Below are 22,439 nucleotides of genomic sequence, written 5' to 3' on the forward strand. Positions count from 1 at the left end.
ACCTGGTCGGAGGCCACTTCTGTGCGGCGCGCCTGACCGCTGTCGCGGCGTCGGAGTGCCACTCTCGAGGGGATGAGTTCTTTGGTTGATCGTGCTCAGCGCGTCGCACAGGGTGCACGACGGCGAGCCGTCCGTGACGACGAGCGGCGAGCCGTCCGTGGCGACGAGCGGCGTGCCGTCCGTGGTGATGAGCGGCGTGCCCCGCGACAGCGTCCCGTGCCCGACGCCGACGAGATGCGGGCGCTGCTGGCGATCGCGTTCCGGCCCGCGGGGGTCACGGTCGTCCTGCTGTCCGCGCTCGTCGTCGTCACGCTGGTGGCGGCGAACAGTGATCTCACGGGAACGTTCGGTGCCATCGCGGCGTCGTGGCTGGCGATTCACCAGGTGCCGTTGACGATCGACGGCACGTCTCTCGGTGTCCTCCCTCTGATCCCGACGGCGGGGATGATGTGGGCCGTCGCTCGCGGATGCGCGGCGGTGGTCCATCCGGCGTCCTCGCGGCGGCACGCTCTGCAGGTGATCGGCGCCGCGGTGGCCGGACCGCTGGTCGTGACGGCCATCGCCCTCGCGGTCATCGCGGACGCGTCGGCGGTGATCCCGCTGTCCTCACCGAACGCGCTCGCCGCGTTCGGGTGGGTGCTGTTGGTGCACCTGCTCGCGGCGGGGATCGGGGTGACGGTCGCGATGTGGCCGACGCTCGGTGCGCAGGTTCCGTCGTGGGTCCGGGACGCGGTGCGTCCGGGACTGCGCGCGATGTCGGCGATTGTCGGTGCCGGCGCGGTGCTGGTCACGATCTCGCTGCTGCTGGAGTGGTCCACGGTCGGGTCGCTGCTCGAACGCGGCGACGGCGTCGTCGGCACGCTCGGACTGACGATCCTGTCGGTGCTGTATCTGCCGAACGTGGTGGTGGGTGCCGCGGCTGCCGTCATGGGCGGGACCGCGCAGATCGGCGATGTCTCGGTCAGTGTGTTCGGCAACGTCGGTGGTGCGCTGCCGCCGTTGCCGCTGCTCGGTGCGGTTCCCGACGGGGTGTCGGGTGGTGCCTGGCCGGCGTTGCTGGTGATTCCACTGCTGATCGGCGTGATGCTCGGACGCGACTGCGGACGTCGCGTCGCCGGGCAGGAAGCGCTGTTCACCGTGCTGACCGCCGCCGGGGGTGTGGGTGCGGCGACGGCCGTGCTCGGTCTGGTGTCCGGGGGAAGGCTCGGCGCCTTCGGAACGGTGGAGCTGAACTGGTGGGCGTTCGGGCTGCTCACGTTCGCGTGGCTCGGGCTCGCGGGCGCGGTGACGGCGGTGGTCGTGGCCTGGCACCGGAGCCGGGGCGCCGCCGACGAGGCCGACACGGAGGACGAGGAACCGCACCTTCCCGGCGCGGAGGAGGTTCCGGCGATCGCCGCCCCGATCACCGAGGAGCCGGAGGTCCCGGCGGCCGCCCCCGGCCGGGTGATCGAGGCCGAACTCGTTGACGACACCGAAGCGCCCGCAGCCGCCGTCGCACCGCAGGACACCGACGCCGAGGCCGAGGTCGTGGTGGACGCCGAGGTCGAGGAGGACGCGTCGACGGCAGAACCGGAGGGGCCAGGTAAGGCGGTCAACGCCTCGGAAGCCGACCTGCCCCGCGGGCCCGCAACCCCCAGCGACTAGGCTCTTGGTCGGTCGACGATGCGACCGCCCCCTTTCGATTCACCCGGCCTTTCGATTGTTCAGGAGTAGAGCGCTGACTTCCTCGCGTGACCACCTGAGGCCCACGACCGGTTCGCCGGCGCGGATCGTCGTACTCGCCTCCGGTGCGGGAACGCTCCTGAGGTCGCTGATCGAAGCAACGCGCACGGACGGGTACCCCGCCGAGATCGTCGCCGTCGGCGTGGACCGCGACTGCGACGCGACCACCCATGCGAACGCGGCGGGCATTACACACTTCCGGGTGAGCCTGCGCGAGCATGCCGACCGTGCCGCGTGGGACGTCGCGCTGACCGAGGCCGTCGCGTCGCACCAGCCGTCGCTCGTGGTGTCGGCGGGATTCATGAAGATCCTCGGCCCCGCCTTCCTGGACCGCTTCGGTGGCCGCATCATCAACACGCACCCCGCGTTGCTGCCCGCCTTCCCCGGCGCGCACGCGGTCCCGGATGCGCTGGCCTACGGCGTCAAGGTGTCGGGATCGACGGTCCACCTCGTGGACGCGGGGGTCGACACCGGGCCGATCCTGGCGCAGGAGCCCGTGCCGGTGCTCGACGGCGACGACGAGTCGACCCTGCACGAGCGCATCAAGACTGTGGAGCGACGGTTGCTGGCGGACGTCATCGCCGCTGTCGCCACCCGTGGAGTTGTTTCCGATGGACGAAAGGCCGTGATCCCCAGTGAGTGAACGCAAGGCAGTACGCCGAGCGCTCGTCAGCGTCTACGACAAGACCGGTCTGGTCGAACTGGCTACGGGCCTGCACAAGGCAGGCGTCGAGCTGGTGTCGACAGGGTCGACTGCAGCGAAGATCGCCGACGCCGGCATCCCGGTCACCCCCGTCGAGGCGCTGACGGGTTTCCCCGAGTGCCTCGAGGGCCGGGTCAAGACCCTGCACCCCCGGGTGCACGCCGGCGTCCTCGCGGACACCCGGAAGCCGGAGCACCTCGCGCAGCTCGAGGAGCTCGGCATCGAGGCGTTCCAGCTGGTGGTCGTGAACCTGTATCCGTTCACCCAGACCGTGGCCTCGGGTGCGACCCCCGACGAATGCGTCGAGCAGATCGACATCGGCGGCCCGTCCATGGTGCGCGCCGCCGCGAAGAACCACCCGTCGGTGGCCGTCGTGGTGGATCCCGCCCGTTACGACGACGTGCTCACCGCGATCGCCGGTGGTGGTTTCACGCTGCCCGAGCGCACCGCTCTCGCCGCGCAGGCGTTCCAGCACACCGCGTCGTACGACGTCGCGGTCGCGAGCTGGATGACGTCCACGCTGGTGGACAGCGGTGACTCGCAGTTCCCCGAGTGGGCGGGCGCCACCTGGGACCGCTCCGCCGTCCTGCGGTACGGGGAGAACCCGCACCAGGCCGCGGCCCTCTACGTGAACTCCGCTGCCCCGGCCGGTCTGGCGCAGGCCGAGCAGCTGCACGGCAAGGAAATGTCGTACAACAACTACACCGACGGCGACGCGGCGTGGCGTGCGGCGTTCGACTTCAGTGAGCCGGCCGTCGCGATCATCAAGCACGCGAACCCGTGTGGCATCGCGGTCGGTGCCGACATCGCCGAGGCGCACCGCAAGGCGCACGCCTGCGACCCGGTCAGCGCCTACGGCGGAGTCATCGCCGCGAACCGTGAGATCACCGTCGAGATGGCCGAGCAGGTCGCCGAGATCTTCACCGAGGTGATCATCGCCCCGTCCTACGCGGACGGCGCGCTCGGCGTGCTGCAGCGCAAGAAGAACGTCCGCGTCCTCCTCGCGCAGGCGCCCACCGCGACGGGAATCGAACTGCGTCCCGTGTCGGGTGGGGCTCTCCTGCAGGAGCGCGACGTGCTCGACGCCGAGGGCGACGACCCCGCCAACTGGACCCTGGCCGTCGGCGACGCCGCCGACGAGCAGACCCTGAAGGATCTCGAGTTCGCGTGGCGCGCGTGCCGTTCGGTGAAGTCCAACGCCATCCTGCTCGCCTCCGACGGCGCGTCGGTCGGCGTCGGCATGGGCCAGGTCAACCGCGTCGACTCCGCGCACCTCGCGGTGCAGCGGGCCGGTGACCGGGTGGTCGGGTCGGTGGGTGCGTCCGACGCGTTCTTCCCGTTCCCCGACGGACTGCAGGTCCTCGCGAACGCCGGCGTCAAGGCCGTCGTGCAGCCGGGTGGTTCCGTCCGCGACAACGAGGTGATCGATGCGGCGAAGGAAGCCGGCATCACCATGTACCTGACGGGTGCGCGGCACTTCGCGCACTAGCGTCCGGCTTTTCTCGAACGGGTCTCGGCATCGCGCCGGGGCCCGTTCTGCTTTGTCAGGCGGCTGCGGCCCCGTGCGTGCGGCCGGTGCCCTCGAGTTCACGCGGCGAACCGGTGATGACCACGCGGGCGGCGCCGCGACTGCGGACCTCGCTGATCAGCGCACCCAGACCGGCCTCGTGGGCGGCGTCGCAATGCGACAGGTCGAGGGTGACGGCGTAACCGGTGAGGTCGTCCGGCAGGTCCAGATACGGGGGAGAGGTGGACAGTTGGTTGATGCGAAGTTTCATGTGGTGCTCCTGAAAGTGAAAGGTAAAAGAAAAGGCACCCGAGGGGTTTGCCCTGGGTGCCCGAGAACGACTTGGTTGAGTCTCAACGTTCTCGGGGTGCGCCGTACTTGGTGATGTGCTTGTCGGCGGAGCATCGACGCCATGCGGGTACGGATGCGAAGAGCGCGTGAAGCTGCATCATGGCCGTACCTTTCTGCGTGTCGTTGCTGGTTGGTAGATGACCGTACAGCACCGGTTGAGGGTTTGCACCTCCATTATCCGGCCACCGCGCAGGAAGGCACGGTTGAGCAGCGAGTCTTCGCCCAGAGTTGCCGTCCCGTTCACATCCGCACCTCGTCCGTCGAATCCCACCACTTTGGTTACAGCTTGCTTTCGATCCGGACTCGAGCAGCACGAACGCGCGGTGCAGCTGATTCACTCGGGGCTGATGTGACTCGAGTGGCACCTGTGGAAGGAGAGTGGCGCCCGGACTGCGACGGTGCGCCCATCCCCGTTATGAACCGTTTTGCGATCAAGGCCGGCCTCGGCGCCTGCGTCCTGGGTGCGTCCGCGCTCATCCCTGCTCAGGTGTCGGCGGAGCCCGCGGCGACGGCGACCGGCACCGAACTGTCCGGGATGACGGTGTTCCTGGACCCCGGGCATCAGGGTTCCAGCGAGGGTCACGACCTCGCACAGCAGGTCAACGACGGCCGCGGCAACACCAAGGACTGCCAGACGAGCGGCATGACGTCGCTGGGCGGGGTGCCCGAACACACCATCAACTGGAACGTCTCCCAGCTGGTGAAGAGCAGTCTCGAGAGTCTCGGCGCGAAGGTCGTCCTGAGTCGTCAGGACGACACCGGCTGGGGCGGGTGCATCGACGAAAGGGCTCGTGCGGCAAACGAATCGAACGCAGATCTGGCGGTGAGCATTCACGCGGACTCGACGGCGCAGGGTGAGGACGCGAGCAAGCACGGATTCCACATGATCATCCCGTCGTTGCCGATCCCGGACGAGAAGGCGGACGCGGCGCAGGCCGGGGGCGGGCTCGAGGCATCGAAGATGATGCGTGACGCCTACAAGTCCGACGGTTTCGTTCCCGCCAATTACGCAGGCGTGAACGACGGCCTCCAGACCCGCGCCGACGTGGCCGGTCCGGCGCTGACCCAGATTCCGCTGGTGTTCGTCGAGATGGGCAACGGGTCCAACAAGGAGGACTCCGCGCAGCTGGAGAGCACCGACGGCCAGTTGAAGCACGCCATCACCATCACGACGGGCATCGTCACCTACCTGCTGACGGGCTCGGAGGCGGCGCCCGCCCAGGAGCTGGCCGCAGCGCCGGCCGCGACCACGGCACCCGAGGCCGGCGAGGACAGCGCGTCGTCGACCACCACCACGACCCCGAAGGCGACCACCCCGAAGTCGGCGAACCCGCAGTCGACGGCGCCGGATTCGGCGCAGCTGTCGGAGCTGATGGAGATGCTCGCGCCGCTGCTGGAGGTCCAGGGGCTGGACGGGCTGGAGGACCTCGTCAACGACAAGAACCTCGGGCTCGTGTCCGATCTGGCGAGCACGTTGCTGGCCGTGATCACCGGGGCCGGCGGGGCGAACTGATCACAGTGCCGCGATCCACCTGCTGAACGGTTCGGTGAACTCTGCCGAGTAGGGCAGCGGTTCCACGTAATCCGGACCGGTGGACGGACGGTCGCCGACGTCCTTGAGGACGTGATTGGCGTTCGCCATCCGCACCGGCGTCAGCGCGGTGTGTGCGAGGGCGTCGTTCAGGCCGTCGACGTCCGCGAGTTGCACCTGAATGTCCTTGGCGGAGCAGCTCGTGAGAACCGGGAAACCAGAGGGCAGCCGGCCGGCCAGCGCGCGGGGGTCGAGAGCGTCCTCCTCCGCGAGGGCCTTGGCGTTGGCGTGGACCAGCCCGGCGTTCTGCAGGGGTTCCGGCAGGTCGTCGGGGATCGTGCCCGACGTGCGCAGCGATTCGACGGTGTCCGCGAGCGCGAGCCGCAGTTCGTCGGCCAGCTCCACCGGCAGCTGTCCGGCGCCGACGACGGCGTCGAGCTGTCCGTGGATCTGCGTGGTGAGCAGGTCGAGGAGCCGGACGCTGAGCGGTTCGAGCAGTCCGACGGCGCGCACCCGCGACTCGTTCTCCGCGGTGGCGAGCGCGAGGGCGACGAGCCCGCCGTCGCTGTGCCCGATGACGATCAGCCGGGACGGGTCGACTCCGGGCTGGGCCGCCAGGAAGTCCAGGCCCGCGGACGCGGCGTCGACGAAGGTGGTGAAGCCGAGACCGCCGACCTCCTCCACCTCGTACGGGCCGAGGGCGGTCTCGCCGCTGCCGATCTTGTCGTAGCGCAGACTCGCGATGCCGTGCCGTTCGAGCACGTCGGCGAGGTGGCGGAGGGTTCCGATGTCACCGGGGAGCAGGGCGCTGTCGCCGTTGCGGTCGGTCGGACCGCTGCCGGCGAGCAGCAGTGCGGCGGGCGCCGACCCGTTCGCGTCGGCGGGGGTGCGGAGGCTGCCGTAGTAGGTGACGGCACCGCTGGCGAAGGTGATCTCGGTGTCAGGCATGGGGACTGTCTACCAGTTCACGTCGCGCGCAGTCGCCGCACCCGTTGCACTCCGCCGTGACGCCGGCGGAAGGCGTCGCGGCCGAGATCTCAGAGAAGCATCACAGAACTCACACATTCGGCGATTAGCGTCTGCATCACCAGTTGTTCCAACGGATTACGTCCGAGACGAGCTCCCGACTCCAGGAAGGTGCCGCATCATGAACGTCGTACAGTTGACCACCGGTGATTTCGTCGCCGCCATGTTCTCCCTCGACTTCGTCGACGGCGGATTCCGCCGGGAGGCCGTCGAGCGGATTCACCGGGGCGCGATCGACGAGTGGGTGTCTGCGCTCACCGGGTCGGGTCTGTTCTCCAACCGTGCGGTTGCGAACGTGGTCCGGGCGTGGCGAGCCGATCCGCGACTCCTGCTGGATTCGCTTCTCGCGGCGGCCGATCCGGCGACGGTCGAGCGCTACCGCGCCGTCTGGCGCGAGTTGGACGCCGCGTCCTCGTGCACGGTTGCCGCGTAGGCGCGCTGCGCTCGGGAGGGCCGCCGCGCATTAACCGCGTGCCGATTCGCCCGAACCCTCGTAGCGTGGAGTGGTGACGTCATCGGAACACAGACCTTCCACCGTCGGCGAGCTCCGCGAGTCGGGCCACGTTCAACGCACCGTCAAGGAAGAGATCCGCGAGAATCTGCTCGCGGCCCTACGCGACGGTCGTGACCCGTGGCCCGGCATCGTCGGTTTCGAGGAGACGGTGGAACCGCAACTCGAACGGGCACTCATCGCAGGTCACGACGTGGTGTTGCTCGGCGAACGAGGTCAGGGCAAGACCCGCCTCCTCCGCACCCTCAACCTGCTCCTCGACGAATGGACTCCGGTGATCGCCGGTTCCGAACTCGGGGAGCACCCCTATGAGCCCATCACCCCGGCGTCGATCCGCAGGGCGCAGGAACTGGGCGACAGCCTCCCCGTCGCATGGCGGCACCGCAGTGAGCGGTACTCGGAGAAGCTCGCGACCCCGGACACGTCGGTGGCGGACCTCGTCGGCGACGTCGACCCCGTGAAGGTCGCGGAGGGCCGCAGCCTCGGCGACCCGGAGACCATCCACTTCGGTCTCGTTCCCCGCGCGCACCGGGGCATCGTCGCCATCAACGAGCTGCCCGACCTCGCCGAACGCATCCAGGTGTCGCTGCTCAACGTCATGGAGGAACGCGACATCCAGGTCCGCGGGTACACGCTCCGGTTGCCGCTGGACGTCCTCATGGTGGCCAGCGCGAACCCGGAGGACTACACGAACCGCGGTCGTATCATCACCCCGCTGAAGGACCGGTTCGGTGCCGAGATCCGGACGCACTACCCGACGCGTCTCGACGACGAGGTCGCGGTCATCCTGCAGGAAGCGCACCTCACCGCCGAGGTGCCCGAGTACCTCCTCGAGATCCTGGCCCGGTTCACCCGGCTGCTCCGCGAGTCGACGTCCGTCGATCAGCGGTCGGGGGTGTCCGCCCGCTTCGCGGTGGCCGGCGCCGAAACCGTCAGTGCGGCCGCGGTGCATCGCGGCGCCGTCCTCGGCGAGGCCGACCCGGTCGCGCGGCCCGTCGACCTCGAGACCGTCGTCGACGTGCTGCGGGGCAAGGTGGAATTCGAATCCGGTGAGGAGGGGCGCGAGATCGAGGTCCTCGAGCACCTGCTCCGGCGGGCGACGGCCGACACGGTCCGCACCCGGCTCGGCGGCATCGACCTCGCCGAACTCGTGGACGCCGTCGAACAGGGCGACCCGGTGGTCACCGGCGAACGGATCACGGCGAAGGCACTGTTGAACGAGCTGCCCGAACTCGAGGTCCTCGACGTGCTCGCCGAACGTCTGGGCGCGGAGTCCGACGGCGAGCGGGCTGCGGCGGCCGAGTTCGCGCTCGAAGGGCTGTACCTGGCGCGGCGGATCTCCAAGAACCCGGACATCAACGGGCAGACGGTGTATTCGTAATGTCCCGCAAGGCGGAACGCGGGCTGCACAATGCGCGGTACGGCCCGTACGAGGGCGGTGATCCGCTGGCGGCGCCGGTGGACCTGCGCGAGGCGCTCGCCGCGATCGGTGACGACGTGTTCGCGGGCAGTTCGCCGCGGCAGGCGCTGCGCGAGCTGCTGCGCCGCGGCAGCCGGGACATGCGCGGCCTCGACGAGCTTGCGGCCGAAGCCAATCGCCGCCGCCGCGAACTGCTGAAGCGGAACAACCTGAACGGCACCCTCGAAGAGGTCCGGGAACTTCTGGACCGTGCGGTGCTCGAGGAACGCAAGACCCTCGCCCGCGCGCTCGACGACGACGCCCGCTTCTCGGAGATGCGCCTCGAGGAACTGTCGCCGTCCACCGCGCAGGCCGTGCAGGACCTCGCCGACTACGACTGGCGCAGTTCCGAAGCCCGCGCCGACTACGAGAAGATCCGGGACCTGCTGGGCCGCGAGGTGCTGGACCAGCGGTTCGCCGGCATGAAACAGGCGCTCGAGGGTGCCACGGAGGAAGACCGCGAACGCATCCGGGAGATGCTGTCCGACCTCAACGACCTGCTCGACAAGCATTCCCGCGGCGAGGACACGCAGGAGCAGTTCGACGAGTTCATGAACAAACACGGCGAGTATTTCCCCGAGAACCCGCGCAACGTCGAGGAACTGCTCGACTCGCTGGCGCAGCGCGCGGCGGCGGCGCAGCGGCTGCGGAACTCGCTGTCGCAGGAGCAGCGCGACGAACTCGACGCGCTGGCGCAGCAGGCGTTCGGCGACCCGTCGCTGATCGGACAGCTGGACCGCCTCGACCAGCACCTGCAGGCCGCCCGCCCCGGCGAGGACTGGCAGGGCGCGCAGCGGTTCCGCGGCGACGACGGCATGGGACTGGGCGAGGGCACCGGGGCGTTGCAGGACATCGCGGAACTCGAGTCGCTCGCCGAGCAACTGTCGCAGCAGTACGCGGGTGCACAACTCGACGACATCGACGCCGAGGCCCTGGCCCGTCAACTGGGCGACGAGGCGGCGGCGGATGCGCAGACCCTCGCCGAACTGGAGAAGGCACTGCGGGACCAGGGTTTCTTCGACCGCGGGGCGGACGGCCAGTGGCGGCTGTCGCCGAAGGCGATGCGCCAACTCGGTCAGACGGCACTGCGGGACGTGGCGCAGCAACTGTCTTCGCGCGGCGGGCAACGGGAGACGCGGCGCGCCGGGGCGATGGGGGAGCCGACGGGGGCGTCCCGCGAGTGGGCGTTCGGCGACACCGAGCCGTGGGACGTCACCCGCACCATCACCAACGCGGTGCTGCGGGCGGCGTCCGATCCGGTCGAACGCGGTCGCGTCCCGGTCCGGTTGTCCGTGGCGGACGTGGAGGTGATGGAGACCGAGCAGCGGTCGCAGGCGGCGGTCGCGTTGCTGGTCGACACGTCGTTCTCGATGGTGATGGAGGGGCGGTGGGTGCCGATGAAACGCACCGCACTCGCGCTGAATCATCTGGTGAGCACCCGGTTCCGCAGCGACGAACTGCAGCTCATCTCGTTCGGCAGGCACGCGCAGGTGCTGACGCCGTCGGAGCTGGCGGGCCTGGACGGTGCCTGGGACCAGGGCACCAACCTGCACCACGCGCTGCTGCTGGCCGCCCGGCATCTGCGCAGGCATCCCAACGCCCAGCCAGTGGTCCTGATCGTCACGGACGGTGAGCCGACAGCGCACCTCGAGCCGGACGGCTTCGCGTACTTCGACTACCCGCCGAGTGCCCGGACCCTCGGTCTGACGGTCCGGGAACTCGACACCCTCGCCCGGCTCGGCGCGCACGTCACGTTCTTCCGGCTCGGTGAGGATCCCGGTCTCGCGCGGGTGGTGGACCGGATGGCGGAACGGGTCGGCGGACGCGTCGTGGCGCCGGGTCTGGACGGTCTCGGCGCCGCCGTCGTCAGCGACTACATGCGTCGCAGGCGTTAGGCGGTGCGGCTCCGCCACCCGTGAGTACTTGTCAACCGCCCGCGGTTAACAAGTACTCACGGGTGCGTCAGCGCACGGCGGGCTGGTGCTGGGTGATGCAGTGGATGCCGCCGCCGCGGGCGAAGAGCGGGCGGGCGTCGACGGAGACGACCGTGCGTCCCGGGTAGGCGGCCGACAGGATCGCGACCGCTTCCTCGTCCGCGGGATCGTCGAAGCTGCACGCGATGACGCCGCCGTTCGCGACGAAATGGTTGATGTAGCTGTAGTCGACGAACCCCTCCTCGTCGCGCAGGACCGTCGGCGCGGGGACGGTGATGATCTCCCACGACTCACCGCGGGCGTCCGTGGTCTGCTTCAGCACGTCGATGACGGCCTTGCTGACCTCGAAGTCGGGGTGGTCGGGGTTGCGCTGATCGTGCACCAGGACGACACCCGGCGAGGGGATGGCGGCGACGATGTCGACGTGCCCGCGGGTGCCGTACGTGTCGGAGTCGCGGGTCAGCCCGCGCGGCAGCCAGATCACCGTGGTGGCACCGATCGTGCGGGCGAGTTCGGCCTCGATGTCCGCCTTCGACAGGTCCGGGTTGCGGCCGGGGTCGAGTTGCACGGTCTCGGTGACCAGGACGGTGCCGAGGCCGTCGACCTGGATGCCGCCGCCCTCGTTGACGATCGGCGAGTCGACGAGTTCGGCACCCGACCGCTCGACCACCAGGGCGCCGATTTTCGAGTCCTTGTCCCACTGGGCCCAGTCCTGGCCGCCCCAGCCGTTGAAGATCCAGTCGACGCCGCCGAGGCGTCCGTCCTCGGACAGCACGAACGTGGGTCCGATGTCGCGCATCCAGGCGTCGTTCAGCGGTGCCTCGACGATGTCGATGTCGGGGGACAGGTACTGTGCGGCCGCCGGCACCTCACCGGGGTCGACGACGACGGTGACCGGTTCGAATCGTGCGACCGCGTGCGCCACCTCGGCCCATGTGGTGCGCGCCTCGTGCTGCTCCTCGGGGGTGTCGCCCAGGGAGTAGCCCGCACTGGGATAGGCCATCCAGGTGCGTTCGTGCAGTTCGCCTTCCGCGGGCATGCGCCAGGACATCAGTTCCTCCCGAACGGGGATGCGTGATCGACGGGCTCGGTGAGGACGCCGTACGTGTCGGGGCGACGGGTGGCCAGGAACGGGAACAGCGCCAGCCAGTCCTCGCGCTGCTGGAGGTCGAGGTCCGCGACCAGCACGGCGGATTCGTCGCGCGGGGCCTGCGCGAGGATGCGGCCGTAGGGGTCGGAGATGAACGACGAGCCGTAGAACGTGATGAGGCCTTCGCCGCCGTGGCGGTTGGGCACCACCATGAACGTGCCGTTCGCGATGCCGTTGCCGACGATCACCTGCTGCCACAGCGGCTGGGTGTCGAACTGCGGGTGGTCGGGTTCCGAGCCGATTGCGGTGGGGTACACCAGGATCTCGGCGCCGCCGAGCGAGTAGGCGCGGGCGACCTCGGGGAACCATTCGTCCCAGCAGGTGGGGAGTCCGAGCTTGACGCCGTCCAGTGCCTCGGCGGTGTGGACGGGGTACGGGTTCTCGGCGGGGCCGCCGCGGAAGTAGGTGTCCTCGTAGTAGCCGGCGGTGACGGGGATGTGCAGCTTGCGGGTGCGCGCGAGCAGTTCGCCGGACGGGGCGACGAGGATGGCGGTGTTGAATCCGAGCCCGTCCTCGTACTGGACGCCGTTCTCGGAGTCGTTGCGCTCGTACAGGGACGCGTGGACGAGGACGCCGTGTTCGGCGGCGGCCTTGGCGGCGAACGTGAACGTGGGTCCCGTGAGGAGGTCCTCGGCGTGGCGGCCGGGGTTGTCACCGCCTTCGACGAAGGCCGGGTACCGGCTCAGGGTGAGTTCGGGGAGGAACACCACGCGCGCCCCGAGCGTGGCTGCGGCGGCGATGCCCTCGTCGAGTTCGGCCCGCAGATCCTGCTCGTTCTCGTGCCAGCGGTGCTGGACGAGGCCGACGCGGAGCGGGGTGCGTCCGGTCTCGCGCGTCCTCGACAGGGACTCGGGAGGTGTGAGGGCGGTGATCGTCAACATTGTGTTTCCTCGGATGTTCGGTTCGGCGAGCGCCTAAAACGAATTGGATTCGTTAAGTATGGTGGGTAAATGCTCGGCGATCAAGGGGCGGGGAGCGACGATTTCGATTCCTTCGGTATCCGCCCTGGTCGCCGATACGGCGGCGCCGAGGCGCGCGTCGCCGGTGACACGCACCGACCAGGAGGGCACCCATGCCACGGCCATCGCAGCGACTGCTGTCGCCGGAGATCATCACCGAAGCCGCCATGCGCATGGTGGACCTCACGGGTGATTTCACGATGCCGGGTCTCGCCGACCGGCTGAAGGTGCGGCCCTCCTCGCTGTACAACCACGTGTCCGGGAGGGCGGAGATCATCGAACTGATGCGTGCCCGCATGATGGCGGGCATCGTGGTGGCGGACCCCGACGGCAAGTGGAGCGAGACGGTTGCCGGCCTGGCGCGCGAATATCGGCGCAACTACGCCGAGCATCCTCGGCTGATTCCCCTGTTCACCGCGCACACAGTGCAGTCCGGTGTGGCATTCGCTCTGTACAACGCTCTGGCGCAGGCATTCTCGGACGGCGGCTTCACGCCCGAGGAGATTCTGCACGCCATCACGACGGTCGACAGTTTCGTGCTGGGGTCGGCGCTGGACCTCGCCGCACCCGAGGTGGTCTGGGCGACCGCCCCGGAGGCGAACGAGTCCATGCGGGCCGCCCTGGCCACGTCCGGGCCGAACCCCGGACGGGCGGATGCAGCATTCGAGTTCGGGCTGCGGACGCTTATCGCTGGCTTGGTGGCGCAGGCTCCGAACGAGCCGTGAGATCGCTCTCGTCCCGCAACGCGGAGGTGTCGCGGTTGAGGGTCTTGCCCTCGAAGAACGCGGGACTGCGGAAGCGCATGACCATCATCAGCACGGCGCCGAGCAGGAGGATGCCGAAGCCGAGGAAGAAGACCAGGCCGATTCCGCCGATCGACGCGCCGCTCGCGTTGTCCGGGTTCATGCTCTCCTCGATCGAGATCACGAACACCGCGAGCAGCACGAGGCCGCCGAGGACCGGGAACGCGAACCGGAAGACGAAGTTGCGGACACTCGTGAACAGGGTGTCCCGGAAGTACCAGACACACGCGAACGCCGTGATGCCGTAATACCAGCAGATCATGATTCCCAGCGCGGCGATGGTGTCGAGCAGCGTGCGCTCGGACAGGAACGTGACGACGGTGTAGAAGACCGCCGTCACCACACCGGCGACGACCGTGGCGAACGACGGGACGAGGAACCGGGGGCTCACGTCGGCGAGCTTCTTGGGGAAGGCCCCGTAGGCGCCCATGGCGAGCATGGTCCGCGCGGCGGGCAGGAACGTGGTCTGCAGGCTCGCGACCGAGGAGACGAACACCGCGAGGAACAGCAGCATGCCGCCCCAGTTGCCGAGGACCGGATCGGCGAGGGCACCGAAGACGTTCTCGGAGTTGTCCGGGTTGCCCAGTCCGAGACCGTCCTCGCCGACGCCGGCATACATCATCGCCGCGACCGACACGAGCAGGTAGGTCAGCAGGATCGTGGTCACGCACAGCAGTCCCGCGCGGCCGGGGGTCTTCTTGGGGTTCTTGGACTCCTCGCCGAGCGTCAGGCAGGTGTCCCAGCCCCAGAACGCGAAGATCGAACCCGTCAGGCCGATCACGAACGCGCCGACGGCCAGCCCCGTGAACGGGTTGAACCAGCTCAGGTCGAACGAGAGCCCGGCGGGGGCGTCGCCGTTGCCGACGTGGACCAGTGCCACCACCGCGAACGCGATGAGCAGGACCATCTGGAAGCCTACGAGCGCGACCTGCAGGCGCTCACTGGTGGTGATGCCGCGGCTGGCGATCCACGTGGCGAGCGCGATGAAGAGCAGCGTGGTGCCCACGTTGACGAATTTGTTGCCGGGCAGGTCCGCGATGCTCGGTGCGTCGAACAGTTTCGCGATGAACAGATAGAAGAACTGGACGGCGATCGCCGCGAGGTTCGAGAGAACGATGATCGTGGCGATCACCATGCCCCAGCCGCACATCCAGCCCACGTACGGTCCGAACGCCTTCGTCGACCACGTGAACGACGCACCGCAGTCGGGTGATTCGGAGTTGAGTTCCCGGTACGCGTACGCCGTGAGGAACATCGGGATGAAGCCGGCGATGAAGATGGCGGGCATCTTCAACCCGACCGCCGCGACGATCAGCCCGATGCTGGCCGTCAGCGTGTAACCCGGTGCCACCGAGGAGATCCCGAGGATCGCCCCGGAGAACGTCCCGACCGCACCGGTGGCCAGGCCTTTGGTGCTCACGGCAACGCCGGCCGAGGCCGGTGCGCCCTCGCTGTTCGTCATGTCTGAACCTCCGGTCGGGAATGATCGTGGATCCGGGGCGGGTGTCGCGGACGGTTTACTCACTGCCTGAAAACTCCTGCTTGGGTACGACCACCATGGGCACCGGCAGGACGCGGAGCATCTTGGCCGCGGTGGATCCCAGGAACAGTCGATGAGGTTGGGCGAGCCGGCTGGAGCCGACCATGACGAGGTCGCCGTCCTGCCACTCGAGTTTGCGGACCGCCGATTCCACGGAGGAGTCGTCGGCGATCGTGACGGAGACGGGAAAGTCTTCGGGAAGGGCGGATTTCGCCTCTTCGAGGGTGCTCTGCGCGTGGGCGACGGCCCGGTCGCGGATGTCGCCGGGGGTGTCCCGGTGATCGCGGAGGTCGTTCTGCGGGTCGAGGGCGACGAGCGAGACGAGGCGGAGCGGGGTCTGCATCCGCTCGCACGTCCGCACCGCCGTCCGCAGCAGCACGTCGGCCCCGGCCCGGGTGCCGAGTGCGCATGTCACCTCGCGGATCTTCTTCGCGGAAGAGTGCCGCGCCCCGCGGGGTGCGAGGGCCAGCGGAACGTGCGCCGAGTGCAGCAGTTCCGTCGACACGGAGCCGACGGAGTGCCTGCCGAGCAGGCCGTCGCCGGCGGCGCCGACGACGATCGCCTGCGCCCCCAGCCGGGACACCTCGTCGATGAGGCCCTGCGCGAACGATTCGTGGAAACTCAGGTGCACGTCCACGTCGATGTCGCTCGGCACCGACGACTTCGCGTCGTCCAGCCAGCGCTGCGCGCGGGAGGCGAGGATGTCGTCGTAACCGGTTTCTGCCGGAACTCTCGCCGGGACCGTGCGGTCCGGCGGGAGAACCATGCAGATGTCGAGCTGTGCGCCGAGACTACGGGCGAGCTGTGCCCCGAGGGCCAGACCGTCCTCCCCGCTGGGGGTGGCGAGATATCCAACGACCAATCGCATGGTGACGGTTCCGTTCTGTCTCGGGGCGGGTGGTTTACGCGAAGCCGACGTACTTGGTCTCGAGGTACTCCTCGATGCCTTCGGTGCCGCCTTCGCTGCCGAGTCCGGACTGCTTGACTCCGCCGAACGGCGCGGCGACGTCGGAGATCACTCCGCGGTTGACGCCGACCATGCCGCTCTCGAGCTTGTCGGCGACGCGGAACGCGCGGTCGACGTTCTGCGTGTAGATGTATGCGGCGAGACCGTATTCGGTGTCGTTCGCGGCGGCGACGCCCTCGGCCTCGGTGTCGAAACCGGTGATCGCGGCGACGGGTCCGAAGATCTCCTCGCGGACGATGCGGGCGTTCGCGGGCACCTCGTCGAGGACGGTGGGCTCGAAGAAGTAGCCGGGACCGTCGACGGACTTGCCGCCGGTGCGGACCCGGGCGCCCGCGGCGACGGCGTCGTCGACGAGGGACGCCACGTTGCGGCGCTGCTTCTCGTTGACGAGGGGACCGACGTTGGTGCCCTCCTCGCTGCCCGGTCCGACCTGGAGCGCGGCGATCCGGTCGGTGAGCTTGGTGGTGAATTCCTCGCGCACCGAGTTCGCGACGATCAGGCGGTTGGCGGCGGTGCAGGCCTCGCCGCCGTTGCGCATCTTCGCGGCCATCGCGCCCTCGACGGCGGCGTCGATGTCGGCGTCGTCGAACACCACGAACGGCGCGTTGCCGCCGAGTTCCATCGACGTGCGCAGTACCTGCTGGGCGGACTGCTCGATGAGGATCTTGCCGACGCGGGTGGAGCCGGTGAACGTCACCTTCCGCAGCCTCGGGTCGGCGAGCAGCGGTTCGGTGACGGCGGCGGCGTTGGACGCGGGCAGCACCGACAGCACCCCGGCGGGCAGCCCTGCCTCGGCGAAGATCTCGGCGAGCAGCAGCATGGTGAGCGGGGTGTCCTCGGCGGGCTTGACGATGATCGTGCAGCCGGCGGCGAGCGCGGGCCCGATCTTGCGGGTGCCCATCGCGAGCGGGAAGTTCCACGGGGTGACGGCCAGGGTGGGTCCGACGGGCACCTTGGTGACCATGATCCGTCCGCTGCCCGACGGCGACGTGGTGTAGCGGCCCTGGATGCGGACGGCTTCCTCGCTGAACCAGCGCAGGAATTCGGCGCCGTAGTTGACCTCGCCGCGGCTCTCCGGCAGGGCCTTGCCCATCTCCATCGTCATGAGCAGCGCGAGGTCGTCGGTACGCTCGATGACCTTCTCCCACGCCGACCGCAGGATGATCGACCGCTGCCGCGGTGCGGTCGCCGCCCATTCCTCCTGGACCGCCGCAGCGGAGTCCAGTGCGCGCATCGCGTCCTTGCCGCCCGCATCGGCGACGTCGGCGATGAGGGTTCCCGTGGCCGGGTCGTACACCGGGAAGGTGCCGCCGTCGATCGGGTCGGTCTGGGCGCCGTCGATCCACAGACCGGTGGGCAGGGTGGCGCGGAGCCGTTCGAAATCAGTCATCGGAGTCCTCGTGGTGGGGATGGTGGTGATCGCACGCCTCCGGGATGGGGGCGACGTCGAGGGCGGGGTTGCGGTCGAAGAATCCGACCGGTTTCAGCCAGAACGACACGGTGTCGGCAGGCATGATCGGCCAGTCCTCCGGCCGCGGAATGTGGTGGATCCCGAACGTGTACCAGAGCACCACGTCGGTGTTCTCGATCGGCCGGTCGGCCGCGGTCCACTCGGTAAGTCCGTGATCGACCTTGCTCTGGTTCACGAATTCCCCGGCGGGCCAGCGTTCGTCGGGGGAGTTGGGCGTCACCCAGACGGTGTGGCCGATCGCGCCGGTGCGCTGGAAGATCGGCGACGTCGGGTCGAACATCGACGGGATCGCGCCGCCGGGAACGAGTTTGTAGGCGGGGGCGGTGCCGAGTCCGGTGGTCGTGTTGTCGTTGACGACCTTCCACGCGCGCTGGCTCTGCCAGTCGAAATCCTGCCTGCCCTCGAGTTCGGTGCGCAGCGGGGTGTTCTTCTGGCGCAGCGCGAGCCCGAGGGGATTGTCCGGGCCCATCGGGACGATCTCGGTCTCGGTCGCGTACACCGTGTTCTCGGTGCCGTCGATGTCGAGATCGAGCCGCGCGACCAGGAAGTGCTGGTGGAACGGCGCGTACGTGCGGGTGTCGACCAGGGTTCCGCTCGGGTGCTCACCGCCTTCCGGAAAGTGGCTCACCACCATGATCCCGGTGGCACGGACCTCGCACTCGATGTTGCCGTCCTGGTAGAACCGCCAGTAGACGAGGTACTCGTAATTCGCGACCGTCACGTGCGTCGACACCGTCAGCCGCCGCATCCGGCGCACCTCGGCGCCGTCGTGGTCGACGTGCTTCCAGAGGACGGCGTTGTCCTCCTCGTGGATACAGATCGCGTTCTCGATCGTGAACGGCACACCGTGGCTGTCGTGGAGGACGGCGTCGAGGTACCGGATCTCGCCGAGGCAGTCGCAGCCCAGGGTGAGCGAGGTGGTCATGAACCCGATGCCCCACTCGCCGATGTCGAACGCGGTGCGGCGGTAGTGATCGGGGCTGGTGTCGCGGTACGGCACCGCCATCTCCGCGAACGACATCCGGTTCGCGATCGAACGCACCCGGCCGTTGTCGTTGTACGTCACCGCGTGCAGGGTCATGCCCTCGCGATAGTTGAATCCGACTCGCAGCGACCAGTTCTGCCACTCGAGTTTGTTGCCCTCGAGTGTGAACGACGGTCCCTCCGGCTGGACGATGTCCAACGGCTTCAACGGCGGCCGGGTGCTCGCGTTCCGGATCCGTTCCGGAATGTGCCGGGGCACGTACTCGCCCATGACCTCGGGACGTTCGACGCTGAACGTGTCCTCGATCTCGAGCAGTTCCATCGCGTTGACGTCGATCACGCAGTGAAAGCCGTTGACCGGGCCCGCATACGGGTTGGCGCCCTCGGACGCCCGCACCCAGGTGTCCGACCAGCCGAGCCGGCGGCCCTTGTACTTCTCCGGGGTCACCGCGTCGCCGTACGTCCACACGTCCATGAACACCAGGCTCATGTCCGTGATCCCGCGCTTCGCGAGCGCGGCGATCACGTCCGGGTGCCCGCGGAGGAAGGCGTCCGCCTCTTCCCATTCGTCGACCGTGAAATTGGCCTGGACGTCCGGGATGTGCTGCCAGGAGACCACGTTGTCTCCCGTCAGCGAGACGAGCGCCTTGTAGGTGTCTCCGCTGCCGCGGTCGAAGCACATGACGATCGCCCGGCGGTCCGGGACGGTGCCCGCGGTGTCGAACGCCGACACCGCGGCCTTGTCCGGTTCGGCGAGTTCGATCGACGCGAACCGCCAGCCGTCCCCGACCCCGTGTTCCCTGGCGAGGACGGCCGCGGCCTTCGCGAACTCGTCCGCCCCCAACGGGTCCAGAGGATGGAACGTGCCGGTGGTCGTCCGGGTCATGATGTCTCCTCTGGTCGATGGGTGGGCACTTCGTGCTCGTGCGCCTTTTCGGTCGTGGTGGCTACCGAAAAGGCGCACGGGTCAGACGAGCGAGCGCACGATCTGCTCGATCACGGTCAGGGCGTCGTCGAGCAGGTCGTCGCCGATCACCAGCGGCGGAAGCAGCCGGATGACGTTGCCGTACGTACCGCATGTCAGCAGAATGACACCTTGTTCGAGCGCACGGGCGGCAATGGCCTTCGTCAGTTCCGCGTCCGGCTCGGTCGTGCCGGGCTTGACGAACTCCATCGCGAGCATCGCGCCGCGTCCGCGCACCTCACCGATGACCCCGACCTCGGCGGCGAGGGCCCGCAACCGCGGCAGCGCCAGGTCGCCGATGTGCTGTGCGCGAGCGGGCAGGTCGAACTTCCGCATGCTGTCGATCGCGGCGAGCGCGGCGGCACACGCGACGGGGTTGCCGCCGTACGTGCCACCCAGTCCGCCCGGGTGCACCTTGTCGAGCAGTTCGGCACGGCCCGTGATCGCGGACAGCGGCATACCGCCCGCCATGCCCTTGGCCATCGTGATGATGTCCGGGACGATCTCCTCGTGCTCGCACGCGAACCAGGCGCCGGTGCGGGAGAATCCGGTCTGCACCTCGTCGGCGATGAACACGACGCCGTTTTCGCGGGCCCAGTTCACCAGGGTGGGGAGGAATCCCTCGGCGGGAACGATGAATCCGCCCTCGCCCTGGATCGGCTCGATGATGATCGCCGCGAGCGAATCGGCGCCGATCTGCTTCTCCATCTGGCTGATGGCACGCTGCGCGGCCTGCTCGCCGGTCAGTCCGTCCTGGTCCCGGTACGGGTAGGACATCGGGAGCCGGTACACCTCGGGCGCGAACGGGCCGAAGTGGGCCTTGTAGGGCATCGACTTGGCGGTGAGGGCCATCGTCAGGTTGGTGCGACCGTGGTAGGCGTGGTCGAACGCGACGACGGCGTCGCGGCCGGTGGCGAGGCGGGCAACCTTGATCGCGTTCTCCACCGCCTCGGCGCCCGAGTTGAACAGGACGGTGCGCTTCTCGTGGTCGCCGGGGGTGAGAGCGGCGAGTTCCTCCGCCACGCGGACGTAGCCCTCGTACGGGGTGACCATGAAACAGGTGTGGGTGAAGTGCCCGACCTGCTCCCGGACCGCCTCGGCGACGGCCGGATCGGACGCGCCGACGCTGGTGACGGCGATGCCCGAGCCGAGGTCGATCAGGGAGTTGCCGTCGACGTCGACGACCACACCACCGTCGGCATCCGCCGCGTACACGGGGACGCTGGAGCCGACGCCCGCGGCCACGGTAGCGCGGCGGCGTGCGGTGAGGGCCGCCGACTTCGGGCCGGGGAGCTCGGTGACCAGGGCGCGCTTCTGCGGCAGCCGGTACTGGATGTCGTTCATGTTGGTGCAGTCCTCAAGGGTCGTGACGTGGATGGGTATGGGTGGGAGCGACGTCAGTCGTTGGAGCTCATGACGTGCTTGATGCGGGTGTAGTCCTCGACGCCGTAGCCGGAGAGGTCCTTGCCGTATCCGGAGTACTTGAATCCGCCGTGCGGCATCTCGGCGACCAGCGGGATGTGGCAGTTGATCCAGACGGCACCGAAATCGAGTGCGGCCGAGAGCCGTTGCGTGACGCCGTGATCGTTGGTCCACACGCTCGACGCCAGACCGTACCGGACGTCGTTGGCGAGGGTCACGGCCTCCTTCTCGTCGGAGAAGCTCTGCACGGTGAGGATGGGACCGAACGTCTCCTCCTGCACGATGTCGTCGCGCTGGTCGACGCCGGTGATCACGGTGGGTTCGAAGAAGAATCCCTGCTCGCCCGAACGCTTTCCGCCGGTGACGATCTTGGCGGAGGTGGGGAGCGCGGCGATCTTGGAACTGACCGCGTTGAAGTGGTTGACGTTGTTGAGCGGGCCGTAGAACGTGTCCGGGTCGTCCGGCAGTCCTGGCTCGAGCGTCTCGGCCTTGCGGACGAGGGCGTCGACGAGCTGGTCGTGGATGGACTCGTGGACGAGGACGCGGGTGGCGGCGGTGCAGTCCTGGCCACCGTTGAAGAAGGCGGCCTCGGCGATGCCGCTCGCGGTCTTCTCGATGTCGACGTCGCCGAAGACGATGGCGGGGGCCTTGCCGCCGAGCTCGAGGTGGGCCCGCTTGAGCTGGCGTGCGGCGGAGACGGCGACGGCGATGCCCGCGCGCACGGATCCGGTGATCGACACCAGGCCGAGGGCGGGGTTCTCCACGAGGGTGGCGCCGGTCTCGCCGTTGCCGAGGACGACGTTGAAGACGCCGTCCGGGAGGATCCCCTTGGTCAGTCGGGCCAGCACCAGTGTGCTGTTCGGGGTGGTGTCGCTGGGCTTGAGGACGATCGTGTTGCCTGCCGCGAGCGCGGGGCCGATCTTCCACAGCGCCATCATGAACGGGTAGTTCCACGGGGTGACCTGACCGACGACGCCGATCGGCTCGCGGCGCACGTAGGACGTGAAGCCGTCCATGTACTCGCCGGCGGCCTTGCCTTCGAGCATGCGGGCCGCGCCCGCGAAGAAGCGGAGCTGGTCGGCGCCCACCTTGATCTCTTCGTCGGCGATGACCTGCTTGGGCTGTCCGGTGTTGCGGCACTCGGCCTCGACGAGTTCGTCGCTGTGCGCCTCGATCGCGTCGGCGAGCTTCAGCAACGCGGCCTGCCGCACGCTCGGTGTGGTCTTGCCCCACGTGACGAACGCCCGCTCGGCGGCCTCGACGGCCGCGTCCACGTCGGCCTTGGTGGAGACGGGCGCCCGCCCGACGACGCTCTCGTCCACAGGGTTGATCAAGTCCAGCGTCTCCGTCGCGGATGAGGCGACGAACTCACCGTTGATGTAGTTCTCGAGTACGTCGATCGACATTCGTACCGGTTCCTCTCGTGTGGTCGAAA

The 22,439-nt window shown here is 68.8% G+C and carries 18 protein-coding genes; 8 read left to right on the forward strand and 10 right to left on the reverse strand.

What is annotated here, in order from left to right; all coding sequences use genetic code 11:
• Positions 1-81 precede the first annotated feature (81 nt).
• From ACFU5V_RS05225 to purH, 3 genes are read left to right on the forward strand one after another with little or no spacing between them, the layout of a single operon-like run.
• Positions 82-1,644 carry a DUF6350 family protein gene (locus tag ACFU5V_RS05225; RefSeq protein WP_378697601.1) on the forward strand — a complete coding sequence of 521 codons (1,563 nt, stop codon included), beginning with the start codon at positions 82-84 and terminating at the stop codon, positions 1,642-1,644.
• Between the two features lie 55 nt (positions 1,645-1,699).
• The gene (gene purN, locus ACFU5V_RS05230; RefSeq protein ID WP_378697384.1) at positions 1,700-2,365 is read left to right on the forward strand and encodes a phosphoribosylglycinamide formyltransferase; all 666 of its coding nucleotides are present in this window, start codon (positions 1,700-1,702) and stop codon (positions 2,363-2,365) included.
• Positions 2,358-3,914, forward strand: a complete 1,557-nt coding sequence (purH, locus tag ACFU5V_RS05235) for a bifunctional phosphoribosylaminoimidazolecarboxamide formyltransferase/IMP cyclohydrolase (protein ID WP_378436135.1) — start codon at positions 2,358-2,360, stop codon at positions 3,912-3,914. Before purN ends, purH begins: the two co-directional genes overlap by 8 nt.
• Positions 3,915-3,969: 55 nt before the next feature.
• Here purH and ACFU5V_RS05240 read toward each other — a convergent pair whose 3' ends face one another.
• Positions 3,970-4,203 (reverse strand): hypothetical protein, encoded by a 234-nt coding sequence (locus ACFU5V_RS05240; protein WP_015889394.1) that lies wholly within the window; start codon positions 4,201-4,203, stop codon positions 3,970-3,972.
• 495 nt (positions 4,204-4,698) lie between these two features.
• On the opposite strand from ACFU5V_RS05240, the gene ACFU5V_RS05245 reads away from it, so the two are divergent.
• The gene (locus ACFU5V_RS05245) at positions 4,699-5,796 is read left to right on the forward strand and encodes an N-acetylmuramoyl-L-alanine amidase (protein ID WP_378697386.1); all 1,098 of its coding nucleotides are present in this window, start codon (positions 4,699-4,701) and stop codon (positions 5,794-5,796) included.
• Here ACFU5V_RS05245 and ACFU5V_RS05250 read toward each other — a convergent pair whose 3' ends face one another.
• On the reverse strand, positions 5,797-6,762 hold the full coding sequence (locus ACFU5V_RS05250; RefSeq protein ID WP_378697388.1) for an alpha/beta fold hydrolase: 966 nt from the start codon (positions 6,760-6,762) through the stop codon (positions 5,797-5,799). It lies immediately after the preceding gene.
• Positions 6,763-6,961: 199 nt separating this feature from the next.
• Here ACFU5V_RS05250 and ACFU5V_RS05255 point away from each other — a divergent pair, with 199 nt between their 5' ends.
• The 3 genes from ACFU5V_RS05255 (at position 6,962) to ACFU5V_RS05265 (ending at position 10,705) form a co-directional block, all read left to right on the forward strand.
• Positions 6,962-7,273, forward strand: a complete 312-nt coding sequence (locus tag ACFU5V_RS05255; protein ID WP_378697390.1) for a hypothetical protein — start codon at positions 6,962-6,964, stop codon at positions 7,271-7,273.
• A gap of 73 nt (positions 7,274-7,346) precedes the next feature.
• Positions 7,347-8,732: a sigma 54-interacting transcriptional regulator gene (locus ACFU5V_RS05260; RefSeq protein WP_015889399.1), complete on the forward strand. Its 1,386-nt coding sequence runs from the start codon at positions 7,347-7,349 to the stop codon at positions 8,730-8,732.
• A complete protein-coding gene (locus tag ACFU5V_RS05265) occupies positions 8,732-10,705 on the forward strand; it encodes a VWA domain-containing protein (protein ID WP_378697392.1) in 1,974 nt (657 codons plus the stop codon). The genes ACFU5V_RS05260 and ACFU5V_RS05265 overlap by 1 nt, the downstream gene beginning before the upstream one ends.
• A 67-nt stretch (positions 10,706-10,772) precedes the next feature.
• Here ACFU5V_RS05265 and ACFU5V_RS05270 read toward each other — a convergent pair whose 3' ends face one another.
• Both ACFU5V_RS05270 and ACFU5V_RS05275 read right to left on the reverse strand, forming a co-directional pair.
• Positions 10,773-11,795: an agmatine/peptidylarginine deiminase gene (locus ACFU5V_RS05270; RefSeq protein WP_378697394.1), complete on the reverse strand. Its 1,023-nt coding sequence runs from the start codon at positions 11,793-11,795 to the stop codon at positions 10,773-10,775.
• Positions 11,795-12,775: a nitrilase-related carbon-nitrogen hydrolase gene (locus ACFU5V_RS05275; protein ID WP_378697396.1), complete on the reverse strand. Its 981-nt coding sequence runs from the start codon at positions 12,773-12,775 to the stop codon at positions 11,795-11,797. The genes ACFU5V_RS05270 and ACFU5V_RS05275 overlap by 1 nt, the downstream gene beginning before the upstream one ends.
• Positions 12,776-12,966: 191 nt before the next feature.
• Here ACFU5V_RS05275 and ACFU5V_RS05280 point away from each other — a divergent pair, with 191 nt between their 5' ends.
• Positions 12,967-13,578 carry a TetR/AcrR family transcriptional regulator gene (locus ACFU5V_RS05280; protein ID WP_378697398.1) on the forward strand — a complete coding sequence of 204 codons (612 nt, stop codon included), beginning with the start codon at positions 12,967-12,969 and terminating at the stop codon, positions 13,576-13,578.
• Here the strand turns inward: ACFU5V_RS05280 and ACFU5V_RS05285 are convergent.
• From ACFU5V_RS05285 to ACFU5V_RS05310, 6 genes are all read right to left on the reverse strand, one after another.
• Positions 13,538-15,118 (reverse strand): APC family permease, encoded by a 1,581-nt coding sequence (locus tag ACFU5V_RS05285; protein WP_378697400.1) that lies wholly within the window; start codon positions 15,116-15,118, stop codon positions 13,538-13,540. The two genes, ACFU5V_RS05280 and ACFU5V_RS05285, sit on opposite strands and share 41 nt — an antisense overlap.
• A gap of 55 nt (positions 15,119-15,173) precedes the next feature.
• A complete protein-coding gene (locus ACFU5V_RS05290) occupies positions 15,174-16,064 on the reverse strand; it encodes a universal stress protein (protein ID WP_378697402.1) in 891 nt (296 codons plus the stop codon).
• A 34-nt stretch (positions 16,065-16,098) separates the two neighbouring features.
• Complete coding sequence (locus ACFU5V_RS05295; protein WP_378697404.1) at positions 16,099-17,553, reverse strand: NAD-dependent succinate-semialdehyde dehydrogenase; 1,455 nt, start codon at positions 17,551-17,553, stop codon at positions 16,099-16,101.
• Positions 17,546-19,504 carry a primary-amine oxidase gene (locus tag ACFU5V_RS05300; protein ID WP_378697406.1) on the reverse strand — a complete coding sequence of 653 codons (1,959 nt, stop codon included), beginning with the start codon at positions 19,502-19,504 and terminating at the stop codon, positions 17,546-17,548. The genes ACFU5V_RS05295 and ACFU5V_RS05300 overlap by 8 nt, the downstream gene beginning before the upstream one ends.
• A gap of 81 nt (positions 19,505-19,585) precedes the next feature.
• On the reverse strand, positions 19,586-20,926 hold the full coding sequence (gene gabT / locus ACFU5V_RS05305) for a 4-aminobutyrate--2-oxoglutarate transaminase (RefSeq protein ID WP_378440378.1): 1,341 nt from the start codon (positions 20,924-20,926) through the stop codon (positions 19,586-19,588).
• A gap of 53 nt (positions 20,927-20,979) precedes the next feature.
• Positions 20,980-22,410, reverse strand: a complete 1,431-nt coding sequence (locus tag ACFU5V_RS05310; RefSeq protein ID WP_378697408.1) for a gamma-aminobutyraldehyde dehydrogenase — start codon at positions 22,408-22,410, stop codon at positions 20,980-20,982.
• Positions 22,411-22,439 lie beyond the last annotated feature (29 nt).

Source organism: Rhodococcus sp. NPDC057529, assembly GCF_042802055.1.
Lineage (GTDB): Bacteria > Actinomycetota > Actinomycetes > Mycobacteriales > Mycobacteriaceae > Rhodococcus_F.